15 protein-coding genes are annotated in these 17,803 nt (G+C 72.7%); 12 read left to right on the top strand and 3 right to left on the bottom strand.

Annotation, left to right across the window (positions count from 1 at the left end):
• Positions 1-21: 21 nt before the first annotated feature.
• Complete coding sequence (locus tag ACIB24_RS03210) at positions 22-930, bottom strand: Fpg/Nei family DNA glycosylase (protein ID WP_398275064.1); 909 nt, start codon at positions 928-930, stop codon at positions 22-24.
• Between the two features lie 106 nt (positions 931-1,036).
• Between ACIB24_RS03210 and ACIB24_RS03205 the strand changes: the two genes are divergently transcribed.
• Genes ACIB24_RS03205 through ACIB24_RS03190 form a run of 4 tightly spaced genes read left to right on the top strand, consistent with a single transcriptional unit; the run spans position 1,037 to position 4,683 of the window.
• Positions 1,037-1,390: a hypothetical protein gene (locus tag ACIB24_RS03205; protein WP_398275061.1), complete on the top strand. Its 354-nt coding sequence runs from the start codon at positions 1,037-1,039 to the stop codon at positions 1,388-1,390.
• Between the two features lie 28 nt (positions 1,391-1,418).
• Positions 1,419-2,834 carry a sensor histidine kinase gene (locus ACIB24_RS03200; RefSeq protein ID WP_398275058.1) on the top strand — a complete coding sequence of 472 codons (1,416 nt, stop codon included), beginning with the start codon at positions 1,419-1,421 and terminating at the stop codon, positions 2,832-2,834.
• On the top strand, positions 2,831-3,508 hold the full coding sequence (locus tag ACIB24_RS03195) for a response regulator transcription factor (protein ID WP_398275055.1): 678 nt from the start codon (positions 2,831-2,833) through the stop codon (positions 3,506-3,508). Before ACIB24_RS03200 ends, ACIB24_RS03195 begins: the two co-directional genes overlap by 4 nt.
• Complete coding sequence (locus tag ACIB24_RS03190; protein ID WP_398275052.1) at positions 3,505-4,683, top strand: phosphotransferase; 1,179 nt, start codon at positions 3,505-3,507, stop codon at positions 4,681-4,683. The genes ACIB24_RS03195 and ACIB24_RS03190 overlap by 4 nt, the downstream gene beginning before the upstream one ends.
• A gap of 121 nt (positions 4,684-4,804) precedes the next feature.
• Here ACIB24_RS03190 and ACIB24_RS03185 read toward each other — a convergent pair whose 3' ends face one another.
• Positions 4,805-5,179: a hypothetical protein gene (locus ACIB24_RS03185; protein ID WP_398275049.1), complete on the bottom strand. Its 375-nt coding sequence runs from the start codon at positions 5,177-5,179 to the stop codon at positions 4,805-4,807.
• Between the two features lie 166 nt (positions 5,180-5,345).
• Here ACIB24_RS03185 and pgm point away from each other — a divergent pair, with 166 nt between their 5' ends.
• The 5 genes from pgm to ACIB24_RS03160 all read left to right on the top strand — a co-directional run bounded on the left by pgm (position 5,346) and on the right by ACIB24_RS03160 (position 11,445).
• On the top strand, positions 5,346-7,025 hold the full coding sequence (gene pgm, locus ACIB24_RS03180) for a phosphoglucomutase (alpha-D-glucose-1,6-bisphosphate-dependent) (protein WP_398275046.1): 1,680 nt from the start codon (positions 5,346-5,348) through the stop codon (positions 7,023-7,025).
• 21 nt (positions 7,026-7,046) lie between these two features.
• Complete coding sequence (locus tag ACIB24_RS03175; protein WP_398275043.1) at positions 7,047-8,522, top strand: FAD-binding oxidoreductase; 1,476 nt, start codon at positions 7,047-7,049, stop codon at positions 8,520-8,522.
• Between the two features lie 184 nt (positions 8,523-8,706).
• Complete coding sequence (locus ACIB24_RS03170; protein ID WP_398275041.1) at positions 8,707-10,032, top strand: class I SAM-dependent methyltransferase; 1,326 nt, start codon at positions 8,707-8,709, stop codon at positions 10,030-10,032.
• A gap of 88 nt (positions 10,033-10,120) precedes the next feature.
• Positions 10,121-11,341 carry an EAL and HDOD domain-containing protein gene (locus tag ACIB24_RS03165; protein ID WP_398275038.1) on the top strand — a complete coding sequence of 407 codons (1,221 nt, stop codon included), beginning with the start codon at positions 10,121-10,123 and terminating at the stop codon, positions 11,339-11,341.
• On the top strand, positions 11,305-11,445 hold the full coding sequence (locus ACIB24_RS03160; protein WP_398275035.1) for a hypothetical protein: 141 nt from the start codon (positions 11,305-11,307) through the stop codon (positions 11,443-11,445). Before ACIB24_RS03165 ends, ACIB24_RS03160 begins: the two co-directional genes overlap by 37 nt.
• On the opposite strand, the gene ACIB24_RS03155 is transcribed toward ACIB24_RS03160, so the two are convergent.
• The gene (locus tag ACIB24_RS03155) at positions 11,442-11,909 is read right to left on the bottom strand and encodes a GbsR/MarR family transcriptional regulator (RefSeq protein WP_398275032.1); all 468 of its coding nucleotides are present in this window, start codon (positions 11,907-11,909) and stop codon (positions 11,442-11,444) included. The genes ACIB24_RS03160 and ACIB24_RS03155 overlap by 4 nt on opposite strands.
• A 65-nt stretch (positions 11,910-11,974) precedes the next feature.
• Here ACIB24_RS03155 and ACIB24_RS03150 point away from each other — a divergent pair, with 65 nt between their 5' ends.
• The 3 genes from ACIB24_RS03150 (at position 11,975) to ACIB24_RS03140 (ending at position 17,797) form a co-directional block, all read left to right on the top strand.
• Positions 11,975-12,895, top strand: coding sequence for an ABC transporter ATP-binding protein (locus ACIB24_RS03150; protein WP_398275029.1), 921 nt, complete (start codon positions 11,975-11,977; stop codon positions 12,893-12,895).
• The gene (locus tag ACIB24_RS03145) at positions 12,895-14,490 is read left to right on the top strand and encodes an ABC transporter permease (RefSeq protein WP_398275026.1); all 1,596 of its coding nucleotides are present in this window, start codon (positions 12,895-12,897) and stop codon (positions 14,488-14,490) included. The genes ACIB24_RS03150 and ACIB24_RS03145 overlap by 1 nt, the downstream gene beginning before the upstream one ends.
• 106 nt (positions 14,491-14,596) lie before the next feature.
• Entirely contained in the window at positions 14,597-17,797 is a 3,201-nt protein-coding gene (locus tag ACIB24_RS03140; RefSeq protein ID WP_398275023.1) for a BTAD domain-containing putative transcriptional regulator, read from the top strand.
• Positions 17,798-17,803: the final 6 nt, after the last annotated feature.

Genomic DNA, 17,803 nt, shown 5'->3' with positions numbered 1-17,803 from the left:
GCCGTCCCGGCTCCTCCAGGGCTACTTGAGGAGTCGGGACAGCCGCCGGTCGGCGAGCACCTTGCCGCCGGTCTGGCAGGTCGCGCAGTACTGCATCGACCGGTCGGCGAACGACACCTCGCGCACGACGTCCCCGCACACGGGGCACGGCTGACCGGTCCGCCCGTGGACCCGCATGCCCGCGCGCTTGGAGTCCTTCAGTTCCTTCGCGGGTTTCCCCGCACTCGCCTCGATGGCCCCCGTGAGCACGGCCTTGAGCTGCGTGAACAGCTCGTCGACCTGCTCCTCGGTGAGCTTCCCGGCCACCGCGTACGGCGACAGCTTCGCGGCGTGCAGCACGTCGTCCGAATAGGCGTTGCCGACGCCGGCGAGCACCGACTGGTCGCGCAGCAGCCCCTTGATCTGGGTGCGGGACCCGGCCAGCAGCGCCCCGAACGCCGCCCGGTCGAACTCCGGCACCAGCGGGTCGGGGCCGAGCTTGGCGATGCCCGGCACCTCGGCCGGGTCGCGCACGAGGTAGACCGCGAGCCGCTTCTGGGTGCCCTGCTCGGTGAGGTCGAACCCCGGCTCGGCCTCGGCGTCCAGGTCCGACTCCCCCGCGAGCGAGGGGTCGACGACACCGGTGAACCGGACCCGCAGCGCGTTCGGCCCCTTGCCCGGACGCAGCAGCCCGGCCGGCGCCGAGTCGTACCAGCGCAGCCAGCCGGCCCGGGAGAGGTGGAAGACCAGGTGGACGCCGTCGACGTCCACGTCGAGGAACTTGCCGAACCGGTTCACCCCCGTCACCGTCAGCCCGCGCAGGGCCGTAGGCGGCGGGTCGTACGTCTTGAGCACGCTGATCGCGGCCACGTCGACCCGGTCGACGGCGCGGCCGAGCAACCGCGGGCGGAGGAAGTCCGCGAGCGACTGCACTTCGGGCAGCTCCGGCATCCGGCCATTCTCACAGGTCACGTCAAACACTCGTTCGTGAACGACGATGAGGGGGTTCTCATCTTCGTCTCACGGGCCGCTCCTGCGGACGGCGCACGGTGGCGACGTGAGCGTCACCCGGGTGCTGGCCATCGCGGCCGCCGTGCTCGTCGCCGTGACGGGCGCCGCGGTGCTGTGGCCGGGGGCCGGCTCGGCCGGCGCCGACCCGGCCGAGCCGCTCGGCTCCGCCGTGGTGGCCAGCCCGAGCCCGGGGACACCCGTTCGGAGCAGTCCCGGGGACGACGCGGCGTCCTCGGTCGTTGTTCCCGTGGCGCCCGCCGTCCCCCGCGCCGCGGAGGAACCGGACGATGACGACGACAACGACGAGCCCGACGACGACCCCGACGACAACGACCCTGACGACGCCGACGAGCCGGACGACCCCGACGACGATGACGAGCCAGACGACGAGGACGACTGAGTCGCGTCGGCGCGGGTTCAGTGTCCGGATGCGGGTGCTGGCCGCCGTCCTGGCGGTCAGCGGGCTGGGCATGGTCGGAGTCGGGGTGAGCACCGTGCTGCTGCAGCAACGGTTCCTCGACGAGCGCGTCGACGCCTCGCTGCGCACCGAGGTGAGCGAGTTCCAGGAGATCGCGCTGAACGGCACCGACCCGACCACCGGGCAGCGGTTCAGCACCGTCGAGCAACTGCTGGAGGTGGCCCTGCGCAAGCAGGCGGCCGACCGCGACGAAACGTTCCTGACCCTGCTCGACGGGCGGCCGTACCGGGTCAACGGCGGAGAGCGGTTCGTCGCCCTGGAGACGGAGTCGGCGCTGGTCGCGACCCTGGCCGCGTTGCCCCCGAACGCCCGGACGACGCTGCGTGAGGCCGACACCCGGGCCGGTCGGGTGCGGTACGCGGCGGTGCAGGTGACGATGCCCGGGCAGGACACCGTCGGCACGTACGTGATCGCCCACTCGCTGGCCCGCGCGGACGCCGAGGTGAGCGCGACGGCGCAGCGGTTCACCGTCGTCGCATCGATCAGCCTGCTGGTCATCGGGGTGGTCGGGTGGCTGGTCGCCGGACGTCTGCTGCGGCCGCTCACGTCGCTGCGGCGAACCGCCGCCCGCATCTCGCACACCGACCTGTCGCAGCGCATCGCCGTCACCGGGGCCGACGACGTCAGCGAGCTGACCCGCACGGTCAACGGCATGCTCGACCGGCTCGAGCACGCGTTCACCGCCCAGCAGGAGTTCCTGGACGACGCGGGCCACGAGCTGCGCACCCCGGTCACCATCGTGCGGGGCCATCTCGAACTGCTCGACCCAGCCGACCCCACCGAGGTCGCCGAGACCCGCGCCCTCGTGCTCGACGAGCTGGACCGCATCGACCGGCTGGTCGGCGACCTCATCGTGCTGGCCAAGGCGCGCCGGCCCGACTTCCTGCGGCTCGCCCCGGTCGCGCTCGGGCCGTTGACGGACGACGTCCGCGACAAGGCGGTCGCGCTGGCCCCCGACCGGCGCTGGTCGGTCGACGCGCGCGCCGACGTGGAGCTGACCGCCGACGCGCAACGACTCACCCAGGCCCTGCTGCAACTGGCCCACAACGCCGTGAAGCACACCGCGGCCGGGCAGACGATCGCCCTCGGCAGCGCCGTCACCGGTGAACCCGGCGCCCGGATCGCGCGGCTGTGGGTGCGCGACACCGGGGCGGGGGTGGCACCCGAGGACCGGGAAAGGATCTTCGAACGGTTCGGCCGGGCCGCCAGCGGGCGTCGCGTCGAGGGCTCGGGGCTCGGGCTGGCGATCGTGACCGCGATCGCCGCCGCCCACGACGGACGCGTGGAACTGACCGACACCGACGGGGGCGGAGCGACCTTCGCCCTCGTGCTGCCTGTGGAGATGCCCCTGGAGGAGGAGCAGTGAGCCGGATCCTGGTCGCCGAGGACGAGGAGCGCATCGCCTCGTTCGTCGCCAAGGGCCTGCGCGCCGCCGGGTACACCCCGACGGTGGTCGGCGACGGCGTGACCGCCTTCGACTACGCGATGTCGGAGGAGTTCGACCTGCTGGTCCTCGACATCGGGCTGCCCGCGCTCGACGGGTTCGGCGTGCTGCGCCGGATGCGCGAGCACCGCAGCACGATGCCGGTGATCATCCTGACCGCGCGGCAGTCGATCACCGACACGGTGGCCGGGCTCGACGGCGGTGCCGACGACTACATGGCCAAGCCGTTCCGGTTCGAGGAGCTGCTGGCCCGGATCCGGCTGCGGCTGCGCGACGAGACCCGGGCCCCCGAGTCGACGGTGCTGGGCTACGGCGACCTGTCCCTGGACCTGCGCACCCGCCGGGCCGCCGTGTCGGGGCGCACGGTCGAGCTGTCGGCGCGCGAGTTCACGCTCGCCGAGACGTTCCTGCGGCATCCGGGGCAGGTGCTCTCGCGCGAACAGCTGCTCAGTCACGTCTGGGGCTACGACTTCGACCCGGGCTCGAACGTCGTCGACGTGTACGTCCGGTACCTGCGGCGCAAGCTGGGCGCGGCGCGGTTCCAGACCGTGCGCGGCGTGGGGTACCGGTTGGTCGATTCGATCGACCACGCATGAGCCTCGACCTGCTCACCGGGCCCGACGCGGGCGAGCTGCTCGCGGCGGCGGTCGCCAGCGCCGGGGGTTCGCTGCTCGACTGGGTGCCGCAGCAGGTCGACCACCGGCCGGGGCGCGGGACGACGGTCGCCTACCGCGCGCAGGTGTCCTGGCCCGGCGGGGTGCGCACCGAGACGCTCGGCGCGAGCAGCCGGGAGGACGACGGGCCACCTCCGCCCTCCCCGGGCCTGATCGCCCTGTCCGACGGGACCACCCAGGTCGGCGTCTGGTGCCTGCCGTACGACCCGGACCTGCCGGCTCTGGCGCGGGCGCTCGATCCGGGCGAGCTGCTGGCCTCCCTGGGCGTCGCCGGCCGCTCGGTGAGCACCGCGGTGGTGAGCTACCGGCCGCGGCGGCGGGCCGTCGTCCGGGTGGACGCGGGAGCCGTGCGGCTGTACCTGAAGGTGCTGGCGCGCGGGGCGGACGTCGAGCCGCTGCACCGGCGGCACGTGCTGCTGCACGAGGCCGGGGTACCGGTGCCGCGCTCGCTCGGCTGGTCGGACGACGGGCTGCTGGCCCTCGAGGGGTTGCCCGGCACCGGACTGCGGGCGGTACTCCGGGCGGACGGCGAGATCCCTTCGGGGGCAGCGGTTCTGGAGGTCCTCAGTCGCTTCCCGGCGGCGGTGGCCGACCTGCCCCGGCGTACGCCTTGGGCGGAACTGGCCCCGCGCTACGCCGCGTCGATCGCAGCGGTGCTGCCCGAGGAGGGCTTGCGGGTGGTCGACCTCGCCGGGTCGGTGAGTGCGGGTCTCCACGGGTGCGCGCCGGGTTCGGAGCCGACCCACGGCGACCTGTACGAGGGGCAGCTGACCGTGGCCGGCGGCCGCGTGGTGGGGCTGCTCGACGTCGACACCGCCGGTCCCGGGCGCCGGGTCGACGACCTGTCCAACGCCCTCGGGCACCTGGAGGCGCTGGCGCTGGCCGACCCGCCGTCGGCCGAACGGGCCCGGGCGACGGCGCGGGCCTGGGAGGTGGCCTTCGGGGCGGCGGGCGACCGCGACGAGCTGCGGCTGCGAACGGCCGGCGTGCTCATCGGGCTGGCCACGGGGCCGCACCGCACGCAGGCCGCCGACTGGCCGGCGGCCACCGTCGCGCACCTGGACGCGGTCGAGGCGTTGCTGTCCCCCCGAGTGTGAGCTCGGGGCACACGAATCACCCCTCTCACGCCGAGTGCGGTTCACAGGCATCGCACTCGGCGATGAGAACGGGCTCACGAAGCTCTCCCGGTCGTTTCACGGGCACTCGAGAACGTAGGGGTCAGACGGCGCCGGAGGGCGGCGCCCGACGACGAAGGAGACAGACCATGAGGAAGCCGCGCAGGACCTGGGCCGTGATCGGGACCGCCGCCGTGCTGGGCGTGGGTGGCGCGGCCGTCGCCGGGACCGCCGGGGCGTCGCAGCTCAACGACCGGGCGACGGTGTCGCCGTCGGCGAGCGCGACCGACACGCAGGCGAGCACGACGAGCACCGCGGCCGACACCGCGAACACGCCCGGCGACGTCCAGACGCCCAACACCCCCGGCGACGTCCAGACGCCCAACACCCCCAACGACGTCGACACCCCGAACAGCCCGGTGAGCCCGAACACCCCCGACTCCCCCGACACCCCGAACGACTGACCGCTCGTGATCATGCAGAAACGCTCCCTGCGCCACCGTAGGGAGCGTTTCTGCATGATCACGGTGGGAAGGGAGCGCAACCGGAGGGCGTGATCGACACGATTGGATAACCTCGCGCCACAGGAATGCACAACGTTGTCGCTCGGATGCACACCGTCGTGCGCAGCGAGGAGGATGGACATGGCCGGTGACCCAGCGAGCGCAGCGAGTGCCAGTCAGCACCGGGCGGGGCAGCCCGCGCGCCCCGAGGACCTGATCGACGTCGCGCACGTCGTCACGGCCTACTACACGACCTGGCCCGACGTGTCGCTGCCCGAGCAGAAGGTCGCCTTCGGCACCTCCGGGCACCGCGGCACCAGCCTCAACGGGAGCTTCACCGAGGCGCACATCGTGGCCACCACGCAGGCCATCTGCGACTACCGCGCCGAGCAGGGCATCAAGGGCCCGCTCTTCCTCGGCCGCGACACCCACGCGCTGAGCGAACCGGCCTGGGCGAGCGCGCTCGAGGTGCTGGCCGGCAACGAGGTGCGGGTGCTGGTCGACGAGCGCGACGCCTACACGCCGACCCCCGCGCTGTCACACGCGATCCTCACGTACAACCGGGAGCGCGAGGGCGAGGCCCGGGCGGACGGGATCGTCGTCACGCCGTCCCACAACCCGCCCGCCGACGGCGGTTTCAAGTACAACCCGCCGCACGGCGGCCCGGCCGACACCGACGCGACGGGCTGGATCGCCGAGCGCGCGAACGAGCTGCTGGCCGAGCAGTTGCGCGACGTGAAGCGGGTGCCGCTGGCCCGCGCGCTGGCCGCCGACACCACGGGGAAGTACGACTTCCTCGCGGCCTACGTCGACGACCTGCCGAACGTGCTCGACCTGGACGCCGTCCGCGCGGCCGGGGTGCGGATCGGCGCCGACCCGCTGGGCGGGGCGTCCGTGCACTACTGGGGCGAGATCGCCGCGCGGCACAACCTCGATCTCACCGTGGTGAACCCGCTGGTGGACCCGACCTGGCGGTTCATGACGCTGGACTGGGACGGCAAGATCCGGATGGACTGCTCGTCACCGAACGCGATGGCGAGCCTGATCGCGCGCAAGGACGAGTACGGCATCGCCACCGGCAACGACGCCGACGCCGACCGGCACGGCATCGTCACCCCCGACGGCGGGTTGATGAACCCGAACCACTACCTCGCGGTGGCGATCAACTACCTGTTCGCAAACCGCGACGGCTGGCCGGAGCGCGCCGCGATCGGCAAGACGCTCGTGTCGTCGTCCATCATCGACCGGGTCGCGGCCGACCTGGGCCGCACGCTCGTCGAGGTGCCGGTCGGGTTCAAGTGGTTCGTGCCCGGACTGCTGAGCGGCGAGGTCGGGTTCGGCGGCGAGGAGAGCGCGGGGGCGAGCTTCCTGCGCCGCGACGGGTCGGTGTGGACGACGGACAAGGACGGCCTGCTGCTGGCCCTGCTCGCGTCCGAGATCACCGCCGTCACGGGTAAGACCCCGAGCGAGCACTACGCGGCCCTGACCGAGAGGTTCGGCGCTCCGGTGTACGCGCGCGTCGACGCCCCGGCGAACCGCGAGCAGAAGGCGGTGCTGGCGAAGCTCTCGCCGGAGCAGGTGACCGCGACCGAACTGGCCGGGGAGCCGATCACCGCGACGCTCACGGCGGCCCCCGGCAACGGCGCGAGCATCGGCGGCCTGAAGGTCACCACCGAGAACGCGTGGTTCGCGGCGCGGCCGTCCGGCACCGAGGACGTCTACAAGATCTACGCCGAGTCGTACAACGGGCCGGAGCATCTAGCGCAGGTGCAGCAGGCCGCACGTGATCTCGTCTCGGAGGTCCTGAGCGGCGAGGGGTGAGTCGGCAGGCATGATGTCGGCATGACCGACGTGCATTCCGAAGACCTGGTCGCGCCCCACTACCCGGTGAGCACCTCGTCGGTGCCGCCGGCGGTGAGTCACCCGGTGGGTGAGCTGGCGCACCGGCAGGCGGTCGAGCGGCTGGTCGCGTCGTACCGCGCGATCCCGTCGTCGAGCACGGTGCGGCTGGCCAAGGAGACGTCGAACCTGTTCCGGGTCCGGTCCGAAGGGCCGGTGGTGGGGCTGGACGTGAGCGGGCTGCGGGGCGTCGTGTCGATCGACCCGGTGAACCGGACCGCCGACGTCCAGGGGATGTGCACGTACGAGGACCTGGTGGCGGCGACCCTGCCGCACGGGTTGATGCCGTTCGTCGTCCCGCAGTTGAAGACCATCACCCTCGGCGGCGCGGTGACCGGGCTGGGCATCGAGTCGACGTCGTTCCGCAACGGGCTGCCGCACGAGTCGGTGCTGGAGCTGGACATCCTGGTCGGCACCGGTGAGGTGGTGACCGCGCGGCCGACGGGCGAGCACGCCGACCTGTTCCGCGGCTTCCCGAACTCCTACGGCAGCCTGGGCTACGCGACCCGGCTGCGGATCGAACTGGAGCCCACCAAGCCCGCGGTCGCGCTGCGGCACGTGCACTTCCCCAACCTCGACCAGCTGCAGCAGGCGCTCGAGACGATCGTGGCCACGGGCGAGTACAACGGGGAGCCGATCGACTTCCTGGACGGCGTGGTGTTCGCCGAGGACGACTCGTACCTGACGCTCGGGCAGTGGTCCGACCACCGGCACGACCTCTCCGACTACACGGGCCGCAAGATCTTCTACCGCTCGGTCCGCGGGCTCGGCAGCGACGCCCTGACCGTGCACGACTACCTGTGGCGCTGGGATCCGGACTGGTTCTGGTGCTCGGGGGCGTTCCTGGCGCAGAACCCGGTCGTCCGGGCCCTGTGGCCGGCCCGGTACCGGCGCAGCGACGTCTACCACCGCATCGTCGGGCTGGAGAACCGGTACGGCGTGATGGCGAAGATCGACGCCTGGCGCGGGAAGCCGGCCCGGGAGCGGGTGATCCAGGACGTCGAGGTGCCGGTGAACCGGACCGCCGACTTCATGCGCTGGTTCATCCGCGAGGTACGCATGTCGCCGGTGTGGCTGTGCCCGCTGCGGCTGCGTGACGACAGCCCCGTCGGCCCGCTGTCCGCGGGTGAGCAGCCCTGGTCGCTGTACCCGCTGAAGGCCGGGACGACGTACGTCAACGTCGGGTTCTGGGGCACCGTGCCGATCGAGCCGGGCCGGGCCGACGGTGACGTGAACCGGAAGGTCGAGGAGGCCGTCGACTCCTTCGACGGCCACAAGTCGCTCTACTCCAGCGCGTTCTACGACGAGGAGACGTTCTGGGCGAAGTACGGCGGCGCGGCGTACCGCGGGCTGAAGGACCGTTACGACCCGCAAGGCCGTCTGACCGACCTCTACTCGAAGGTCGTCCGCAGCCGCTGACGCCCTTCCCGCGGGTCCGGAGGAGCCCTCCGCATTCGGCCGTTCGGGTGATTGCTGAAGGCAACTATTTCGGCGGAGTCTGACGAACGACGCGTCCATGCACGTCAGCGACGGTTTGCCGGAAACCCCCGTCGCACATTCCGGGCATCGCGTGTCAGGATTCGCACAGGCAACCTTGTGACAGTTGGAGGACCCGTTGCACCCGCTGATCGCGCGCACCGACGAACGGCCCACCGGCCCGCTCACGATCGCCGAGATCGTCGACCTGCTCCTGGAGGGTCCACCGCTGCTGCGGGTCACTGCGTTCGACGGCAGCTCGGCCGGCCCCGACGACGCCAAGCTCCACCTGCACATCGCCAACCGCAAGGCCGTCGCCTACATGGCCACCGCGCCCGGTTCGCTCGGGCTGGCGCGCGCCTACGTCAGCGGTGACATCGAAATCACGGGCGTCCACCCCGGCGACCCGTACGAGATGCTCGTCTCGCTGGGCAACTTCAACTTCCGCCGCCCCGACCCGGTGACCGCCGCCCGGATCGTCAAGGCCATCGGGCTGAAGCAGCTCATCCCGCCACCCCCGCCACCGCAGGAGGTGCTGCCCGACTGGCGGCGCCGGCTGGAGGGTCTGCGGCACTCCAAGGAGCGCGACGCGGAGGCGATCCACCACCACTACGACGTCTCGAACCGGTTCTACGAGCTGCTGCTCGGCGAGTCGATGACCTACACCTGCGCCTGTTACCCGAGCGAGGACGCGACGCTCGAGGAGGCCCAGTTCACCAAGTACGACCTCGTGGCCCGCAAGCTAGACCTCAAGCCCGGGATGCGGCTGCTGGACGTCGGCTGCGGCTGGGGCGGAATGGTCCGGCACGCGGCGAAGCAGTACGGGGTCAAGGCGCTCGGGGTCACGCTCTCCAAGGAACAGGCCGAGTGGGCGCAGGCCGAGATCAAGCGGCAGGGCCTGGAGGACCTCGCGGAGGTCCGGTTCCTGGACTACCGCGACGTCACCGAGACCGACTTCGACGCGGTCAGCTCGATCGGCCTGACCGAGCACATCGGGGTGAAGAACTACCCGGCGTACTTCGAGTTCCTGGCCGGCAAGCTGAAGCCCGGCGCCCGGTTGCTCAACCACTGCATCACCCGGCCGGACAACGTGGCCCCGCCCCGGGCCCCGGGCGGGTTCATCGACCGGTACGTCTTCCCCGACGGCGAGCTGACCGGCGCCGGCAAGATCATCAGCACGATCCAGGACGTCGGGCTCGAGGTGCGGCACGAGGAGAACCTGCGCGAGCACTACGCCAAGACGTGCGCCGCGTGGTGCGACAACCTCGTCGCGAACTGGGACGAGTGCGTCGCCGAGGCCGGCCTGGCCACCGCCAAGGTGTGGGGCCTGTACCTGGCCGGCTCGCAGATGGGTTTCGAGACCCGCCAGATCGAACTGCACCAGGTGCTGGCGGTGAAGGCGGAGGAATCGGGCGCCGCGCACATGCCCCTGCGGCCCACCTGGGGGGCCTGACCGCGGGCCTCGTCCTAAACCTTTCGAGGTCCGGAGCCGACAACCTCTTGGGGGAATCGGTCGAAAAGACGGGCCAGGTGGTTGAGGGATGAGTACGGCTGCGATGGACGTGCCGGGGGCGGCGCTCACGACGACGTCGAGCACGCTGGTCAGTCGCCTGCCCGTGCACGACCGGACCGCCCGGCTGCAGGCCTACGACCTGCGCTTCGGCAGCCCCGGCGACGCCCCGGACGTGATCACCGCGGCGCTGCTCGACACCTTCTCCCGGTTCTCCGCCGACGACCTGTTCGGCGACCGGGCCGGTTACGTGAACCTGACCCGCCCCTTCTTGAGCGGGCAGCTGCCGCTGCCCGTCGCCGCCGGCGTCGCGTCCGTGCGGATCGGGTCGGACGTGCGGGTGGACGACGAACTCCTGACCGGGGTGACCCGGCTGACCGGGGCGGGCTACCGGCTCTCGCTGGCGCGCGACGGCGCCGCGACCGCCGGGGTGGAACGGCTGCTGCCTCTGGTGCAGGCGCTGAGTGTCCAGATCTCGGGCCGCCCGTGGGAGGCGGTCCGGGCCGACGCCGACGCCGGACGTGCGCTGGGCCTCGACCTGCTGGCCGAGGACGTGACCACGCGGGCCGAGATGGAACGGTGCGCGGCCGAGGGTTTCTCCCTGTTCGAGGGCCCCTGGGTCGAGCGCGACCGGCCGGGCGACCTCGCGGACCTGAGCCCGGGCCAGGCGGTGGCCCTGCAGCTGGTCGGCATGCTGGGCGACCCGGGGGTGTCGATGGACGACGTCGAGGACGTCGTGCGGCGCAGCCCCGAGCTCGCGTACCGGCTGCTGAAGGTGGCCAACTCGGCGTCGTCCGGGGCGCGCCGCGAGGTCGGTTCACTGCACGAGGCGATCGTCATGGTCGGCGTCTCGCGGCTGCGCTCGTGGTTGCTGCTGCTGTCGATGTCCGGCTCCGCGAGCGCTGAGGGCGCGATGCTCGACGCCCTGACCCGGGCCGCGACCTGCGAGCGACTGGCCCAGGCGACGGGGGCCGCCGGACCGGAATCGGCGTTCACGATCGGCCTGCTCGACGGGGTCGGCGAGGCGCTGGGGGTCGAGGCGGAACGGTTGCTGCAGCACATCCCGGCGCTGGCCACGGAGCTGGCCGAGACGCTGCTCGGCTCCCCCGGACCGCTGCGCGGCGTGCTGGACTCGGTGGTCACCTACCAGCACGGCGAGCTGCCGTCGCAGGTGGACGCCGGGGTGATCGTCGACTCGTACCTGAACTCGGTGGCGTGGACGACGCATACGGCCGCCGCCATTCGCCGTTGATCATGCGCAAACGCAGCTTCCTCGCGTTGATCATGCGCAAACGCATGATGCGTTTGCGCATGATCAACGCGAGGAAGCTGCGTTTGCGCATGATCAACGGCTAGGGGTTGCGGGCGCGCCAGCGTTCCAGCAGTCCTTCCAGCTCCTCCTCCAGGAACTGCATGAACGCACGGGTCTCGACCAACCGGCGCCCTCCCGGGCTGTCTGCGCCCAGCACCTCGATGCCCTCGCCCAGGGTCGTCACCCATCGGGCCAGCATCTGGTCGCGCGAGGCCATCATCTCGTACCAGGCGTTGGCGTAGAGCCGGTACACCTCGCGCCGGGAGCCGGGCAGCCGCTCCCGCGCCGCCAGGTCGACCTGGATCAGGTAGCGCACCGCTCCCGACACCGCCGCCGGACTGACCTGCAAGGACTCGGCCAGCTCGGCCGCCGTCAACCGGCCCTGCGGGCTGACCAGCAGGCAGGCGAAGACCCGCGAAGGCATGCGTGGCATGCCCGCCGCCACGAGGTTCTCGGCGAACTGTTCGACGAACCGGCGCACGGCCGCTTCGTCGCCGTCCGGGGTCATGGGACCTATCCTCTGCCATCTTCTGAACGTTCACAACTTTCTGAATGAAGAGTACAGTCACCGTCGTGAGCACACCGATCGCGATCTCCGGGCTGGTCAAGGCGTTCGGCCGGCACCGGGCGCTCGACGGCCTCGACCTCGAGGTCCGTGCGGGCGAGGTACACGGCTTCCTCGGCCCGAACGGCGCCGGCAAGTCGACGACCCTGCGGGTCCTGCTCGGCCTGCTGCGCGCCGACGCGGGCACCGTGACGCTGCTCGGCGGTGACCCCTGGCGGGACGCCGAGACGCTGCACCGCCGCCTCGCGTACGTGCCCGGCGACGTCACGCTGTGGCCCAACCTGTCCGGCGGCGAGGTGATCGACCTGCTGGGCCGGATGCGCGGCGGGCTCGACGCCACCCGCCGGGCCGGCCTGCTGGAGCGGTTCGGGCTGGACCCCACCAAGAAATCGCGCACCTACTCCAAGGGCAACCGGCAGAAGGTCGCCCTGGTGGCCGCGCTCGCCTCGGACGCCGAACTGCTCCTGCTCGACGAACCCACCTCCGGCCTGGACCCGCTGATGGAGGAGGTGTTCCGGCAGTGCGTCGTCGAGGAGCGCGACCGCGGCCGGACCGTGCTCCTGAGCAGTCACATCCTCAGCGAGGTCGAGGCGCTGTGCCAGCGGGTCAGCATCATCCGCGACGGGCGCACGGTCGACTCCGGCACGCTCGCCGAGCTGCGGCACCTGACCCGCACCGCGATCGACGCGGCGGTGAAGGCCGCCCCCGGTGAGCTGTCCGAGCTCGGCCGGCTGTCCGGCGTCCACGACCTGCAGTTGTCGCCGGCCGACGGGCCGGACGGCGGCACCCGGGTGCGCTGCCAGGTGGACGCCGTCGCGCTCGACGACCTGCTCGCCGCGCTGGCCGCGGCCCGGATCACCTCCCTGGTCAGCCGCCCGCCGACGCTCGAGGAGCTGTTCCTGCGGCACTACGAGACGCAGGGCGCGTGATGGACGACCTCACGGGCGTCGGGCACCTGCTGCGGCTGGCCGCGCGCCGGGACCGGGTCATGCTGGCGGTCTGGCTGGTCGCGATCGTCGGCACGATGGCCGCCACGGTGAACAGCTACCAGGGGCTCTACCCCACGACGGACGACTTGCGCGCCGTGGCCGCCGAGGTGACCGGCTCGCCGTCGCTGATCGCCGTGTCCGGACCGCCGTTCAACCTGCTCTCCATCGGTGGGCTGGCCGCCTGGAAGGTGGGCGCGTTCCTGGCCGTGCTGGCCGCCGTGCTGAACGTGCTGCTCGTCGTCCGGCACACCCGGGCGGAGGAGGAGTCCGGGCGACTGGAGGTGCTGCGCGCCTCGGTCGTGGGCCGGGACGCCGCCCTCGCCGCCGCGCTGACCCTCACCGTCGTCGTCGACGGGCTGATCGTCGGGCTGGTCGCCCTCGCCTGCGGCGGGCTCGGGCTGGCGTGGTCCGGCGCCTTCGCCCTGGGGCTCGCGACGGGGCTGACCGGGTTGCTCTTCGCGGGGGTGGCCGCGGTGACCGCGCAGGTCGCCCGCGTCGGGCGCACGGCCGACGCGATCGCCTTCTCGGTGCTGACCGTGGCGTTCGTGCTGCGCGCGGTCGGTGACTCCAGCGGGCCGGTCGCGCTGTCCTGGCTCTCGCCGATCGGCTGGGCGCAGCGGGTGCGGCCCTTCGCCGGTGAACGCTGGTGGGTGCTGCTGCTCCCCCTGGCCGGCGCGGTGCTGCTGAGCGCCGGGGCCTTCGCCCTGGGCCGGCGCCGGGACTTCGGCGAGGCGCTGCTGAGCGACCGCGACGGTCCGGCCGCGGGAACCCTCGACTCGCCGCTGGAGCTGTGGTGGCGGCTGCAGCGCGTGACGGCCGTCATCTGGCTGGTCGCGTACGCGGCCACCGGCCTGCTGTTCGGGACGATCGTCCCGGGCCTCGACGACATGGTCTCCGGCAACGCCAACCTGACCGACGTGTTGACGAGACTCGGTGGCGCGCAGGGCATCATCGACGCCTTCATCGGCGTGCTGATCCGGATGGGCGGCCTGCTCGCGGCGATCTACGCGGTGCAGGCGGTGCTGCACGTGCGGGCCGAGGAGACCGGGGGCACCGCCGAACCGGTGCTCACCACCGGCACCGGGCGGCTGCGCTGGGCGGGCGCCCAACTGTCCCTGGCCCTCCTGATCTCCACCGCCCTGCTCGTGCTGTTCGGTCTCGGGGTGGGCGTCGGCCAGTGGTTGGCCGACCCGTCGGGGGCCGACGTGCACACGGTGGTCGACCCGACGGCCGGGGCGATCCTGCAGCTGCCCGCCGTGTGGGTGGTCGGCGGTGTCGCACTGCTGCTGTTCGGACTGCTGCCGAGGCTGACGCCGGTGGCCTGGGGCGTGTTGGGGCTGGTGCTCGGGATCTCCTGGCTGGGGCCGCTGCTCGAGCTCGACCAGTCGCTGCTCGACCTGTCCCCCTTCACGCACGTGCCGACGATTCCCGGCGGCCCGATGCGCTGGGCGCCCGAGCTGTGGCTGGTGGCTCTCGCGATCGGGCTGGCCGTCGCCGGCCTGACCGGGTGGCGCCGCCGCGACCTGTCCCCCTGACCTCAGCGTGCCCAGCCGAAGCACAGAAATTGGCGGGTTCGGCGCAGAATTCCTGTGCTTTGGCTGGGCACGCCGCCAGGGCCGGGCGACCTGACAAGCTAAGCGAGTGCAGGTAGCGATCCTGGGGCCGCTGGCCGTCGAGAACGCCGGGCGGCCGGTCGTACTCGGCGGGGCCCGGCTGCGCGCGCTGCTCGTGCGGCTGGCCGCCGACCCAGGGGGCTGGGTACCCGTCTCGGCGCTGGTCGACGCGCTGTGGCCCGAGGAACCGCCGACCGACGAGGTCAACGCACTGCAGTCGCTGGTCTCCCGGCTGCGGCGGGCGCTGCCCAGCGCGGCGCTGGTCGAGTCGGGCCCGGCCGGGTACCGGCTGGCGGTCACGGGGGACGACGTCGACGCGGCCCGGTTCGAGGCGCAGCTGGGCGCGGCCCGGCGGGCGCCCGGCGGCATCGATGGCGCGGGGGTGCGCGCGGCGCTGGCCCTGTGGCGCGGGCCGGCGCTGGTCGACGTCCCGGACCTGCCGTTCGCCACGGCCTGGGCCGCCCGGCTGGAGGAGCTGCGGCTCGGGGCCGTCGAGGACGCCGTCGAGGCCGCGCTGACCGGCGGGCTCGACCTGCAGGCCGCGGACGTCGTCCTCGAGCTCGAAGAGGTCGTAGCCGCCCACCCGCTGCGGGAACGCCCGCACGGGCAGCTGATCCGCGTGCTCGCGGCGACCGGCCGCCAGGCCGAGGCGCTGGCCGTCTATGACCGGTTGCGCACCCGGCTGGCCGACGAGCTCGGCGTCGACCCGGCGCCGGAACTGCAGGCCTTGCATCTCGCGCTGCTGCGCGGCGAACCGTTGCCAGGGGCCGTGGTCTCGGCGCCGCCGGTGCCGAAACCGTTGCGACGCACCAATCTTCGTCCGGCCCTGACCAGTTTCGTGGGGCGCGAGGACGACGTCCGCCAGGTTCGGGAGCTGCTGCGCCGCGCGCGGCTGGTCACCCTCATCGGGCCTGGCGGCTCGGGTAAGACCCGGCTGTCGGTGGAGGCCGCGGCCGGCTTGACCGAGCGCGGCACCGAGGGGGTCTGGCAGGTGCAGTTCGCGCCCGTGACCGACCCGGCCGACCTGCCCGCGGCCACCCTGACCGCGATCGGGATGCGCGACGCGGTGGTCGACCGCGGCACCAAGCAGCCGACCTACCGCGACCCCACCGAACGGCTGGTCGAGGCCATCGACGGAGCCGACGTCGTCCTGCTCTTCGACAACTGCGAGCACGTCATCGACGCGGCGGCGGCCCTGGCCGAGACCCTCCTCGGCAGTTGTCCCGAACTGTCGGTGATCGCGACCAGCCGTGAGCCGCTGGGCATCGGCGGTGAGTCGTTGTGGCCCGTGAACCCGTTACCGTCGCAGGTGGTCCCGGACGAGCAGCTGCCGGCGGCCCTCGAGCTCTTCGTGGACCGGGCCGCACTGGTGCGACCGGGCTTCACCCTCGATGCGTCGAACACGCCCGTCGTCGCCGAGATCTGCCGCCGCCTCGACGGGCTGCCCCTGGCCATCGAGCTGGCCGCCGCCCGGCTGCGGACGCTGCCGGTCGAGACCATCGAACAGCGGCTGTCCGACCGGTTCCGGCTGCTGACCGGGGGGAGCCGCACCGCGCTGCCCCGACACCAGACCCTCCGCGCCGTGGTGGCCTGGAGCTGGGACCTGTTGACCGAACCCGAAAGGCTTCTCGCCGAACGGCTCTCGATCTACCCGGGCGGCGTGTCGGTGGAGGCGGCCGAGGCCCAGCCGGTGGACCCCGACGGCCCGAGCACCCCCGAGCTGCTCGACACCCTGGCCGACAAGTCACTGCTGGTCGTCGTCGAGCCCGGGGCCGGAAGCCTGGCCGGCCCCCGGTACCGGATGCTCGAGACGATCCGCGAGTTCGGCACCGAGCGGCTGGCCGAGCGCGGCGAGATCGCCTCGACCCGCGCGGCGTTCGTGCGCTACTTCATCGACCTCGTGGAGGAGGCCGAGCCGCAACTGCGCACCGGTGAGCAGCTGTCCGCCATGGCCCGCCTCGACCTCGAGCGCGACAACATCCTGGCCGCGCTGCGCTACGCCACCGACGCGGGCGACGGCCCCTCCGCCGTCCGCCTCGGCGCCGGGATGGGCTGGTACTGGACGCTTCTCGGCCAGCACGAGGAGGCCGCCCTGTGGCTGGGCCCGGCGGTGGCGCTGCCCGGCGAGGAGCCGTTCGAGCAGTACCTCGTGGCCCGGATGATCTACCACCTGTCGGCCGGGGCGGTGGCCGGCGAGTTGCCGGACGCCTCGGTGATCGCGCAGATCGGAGCCCTGGCCGAGCGCGTCGACACGGCCCGCAGCCACCCGCTGCTCACCCTCGTCAAACCGGCGCTGGCCGTGCTCACCGACGACGACGAGGGCACCCGCAAGGCGATCCGCGAGAACCTTGAGCATCCCGACCCGTGGGCCCGGGCCATGCTGCACCAGTTCTCGGCCATCAACGCGGAGAACTTCGGCGACATCGACGGGCTGCGCGTGGTGCTCCCCCAGGCGCTCGAGGGGTTCCGGTCCATCGGCGACCGGTGGGGTCTGGCCACCGCCCTCGGCACCCTGGCCAACCTGCAGCAGCTGGACGGGCAGGACGCGGCGGCCCTGGCCTCGCTGGAGGAGGCCCGGGCCCTGATGCGCGAGCTGCGCGCCCGCGACGACGAGGCCTTCACGCTGACCCGGGCCTCGGCCCTGCGGGCCCGCGGTGGCGATCTCGCGGGGGCCCGCGCGCTGGCCGACCGGGCGATGGAACTGGCCGGCGAGGGCGGCTCGCAGCACGCGGAGGCCGGGGCCCTGATGGCGTACGGGAACATCGCCCGGCTCGAGGGCGACCTCGTCGGAGCCCGCGCTCACCTGGAACGGGCTCGCGTCGTCCTGGCCCAGACGAAGATGTCACCTCCACAGATCGGCGCCATGCTCGACGCCGCCCTGATCCGGTTGGACCTCCTGGAGGGTGACCAGAAGTCCGCGCGACGGCGGGTCCCCGCGGTGCTGGAGGCCGTCGAGGAGGGACACGACATGCCGGTCGCCGGGATGGTCGGCGACGTGCTGGCCTGGGTGGCCCGGGACATGGGCGACGACGTGCTGGCGGCCCGGATGCTGGGGGCCGCCACGAGCATCCGCGGGGCGCAGGACCTCGGCGAACCCGACACCCTGACCCTCGTCGCGGCGCTGAAGGAGAGCCTCGGCGAGACCGCCTACGCGCAGGCCCGGGCGAGCGGCGAGGCGCTCACCCGGGCCCAGGCGTTGGAGCTGTTCGGTTCCGTCGCGCCACAGTAGGCCCGG

It is taken from the genome of Spongisporangium articulatum (assembly GCF_044465595.1).
Taxonomy (GTDB): domain Bacteria; phylum Actinomycetota; class Actinomycetes; order Actinomycetales; family Kineosporiaceae; genus Spongisporangium; species Spongisporangium articulatum.
The sequence above is the reverse complement of the archived record's forward strand: the minus strand, read 5'-3'. Positions and strand labels throughout refer to the sequence as shown.

What these genes read in the sequence shown, in the direction of transcription:
- ACIB24_RS03175 (WP_398275043.1), top strand. Translation starts at nt 7,047, where the DNA reads ATGACCGACGTGCATTCCGAAGACCTGGTCGCGCCCCACTACCCGGTG.
- ACIB24_RS03210 (WP_398275064.1), bottom strand. Translation starts at nt 930, where the DNA reads ATGCCGGAGCTGCCCGAAGTGCAGTCGCTCGCGGACTTCCTCCGCCCG.
- ACIB24_RS03190 (WP_398275052.1), top strand. Translation starts at nt 3,505, where the DNA reads ATGAGCCTCGACCTGCTCACCGGGCCCGACGCGGGCGAGCTGCTCGCG.
- ACIB24_RS03200 (WP_398275058.1), top strand. Translation starts at nt 1,419, where the DNA reads ATGCGGGTGCTGGCCGCCGTCCTGGCGGTCAGCGGGCTGGGCATGGTC.
- ACIB24_RS03145 (WP_398275026.1), top strand. Translation starts at nt 12,895, where the DNA reads ATGGACGACCTCACGGGCGTCGGGCACCTGCTGCGGCTGGCCGCGCGC.
- ACIB24_RS03185 (WP_398275049.1), bottom strand. Translation starts at nt 5,179, where the DNA reads ATGATCACGAGCGGTCAGTCGTTCGGGGTGTCGGGGGAGTCGGGGGTG.
- ACIB24_RS03155 (WP_398275032.1), bottom strand. Translation starts at nt 11,909, where the DNA reads ATGACCCCGGACGGCGACGAAGCGGCCGTGCGCCGGTTCGTCGAACAG.
- pgm (WP_398275046.1), top strand. Translation starts at nt 5,346, where the DNA reads ATGGCCGGTGACCCAGCGAGCGCAGCGAGTGCCAGTCAGCACCGGGCG.
- ACIB24_RS03165 (WP_398275038.1), top strand. Translation starts at nt 10,121, where the DNA reads ATGAGTACGGCTGCGATGGACGTGCCGGGGGCGGCGCTCACGACGACG.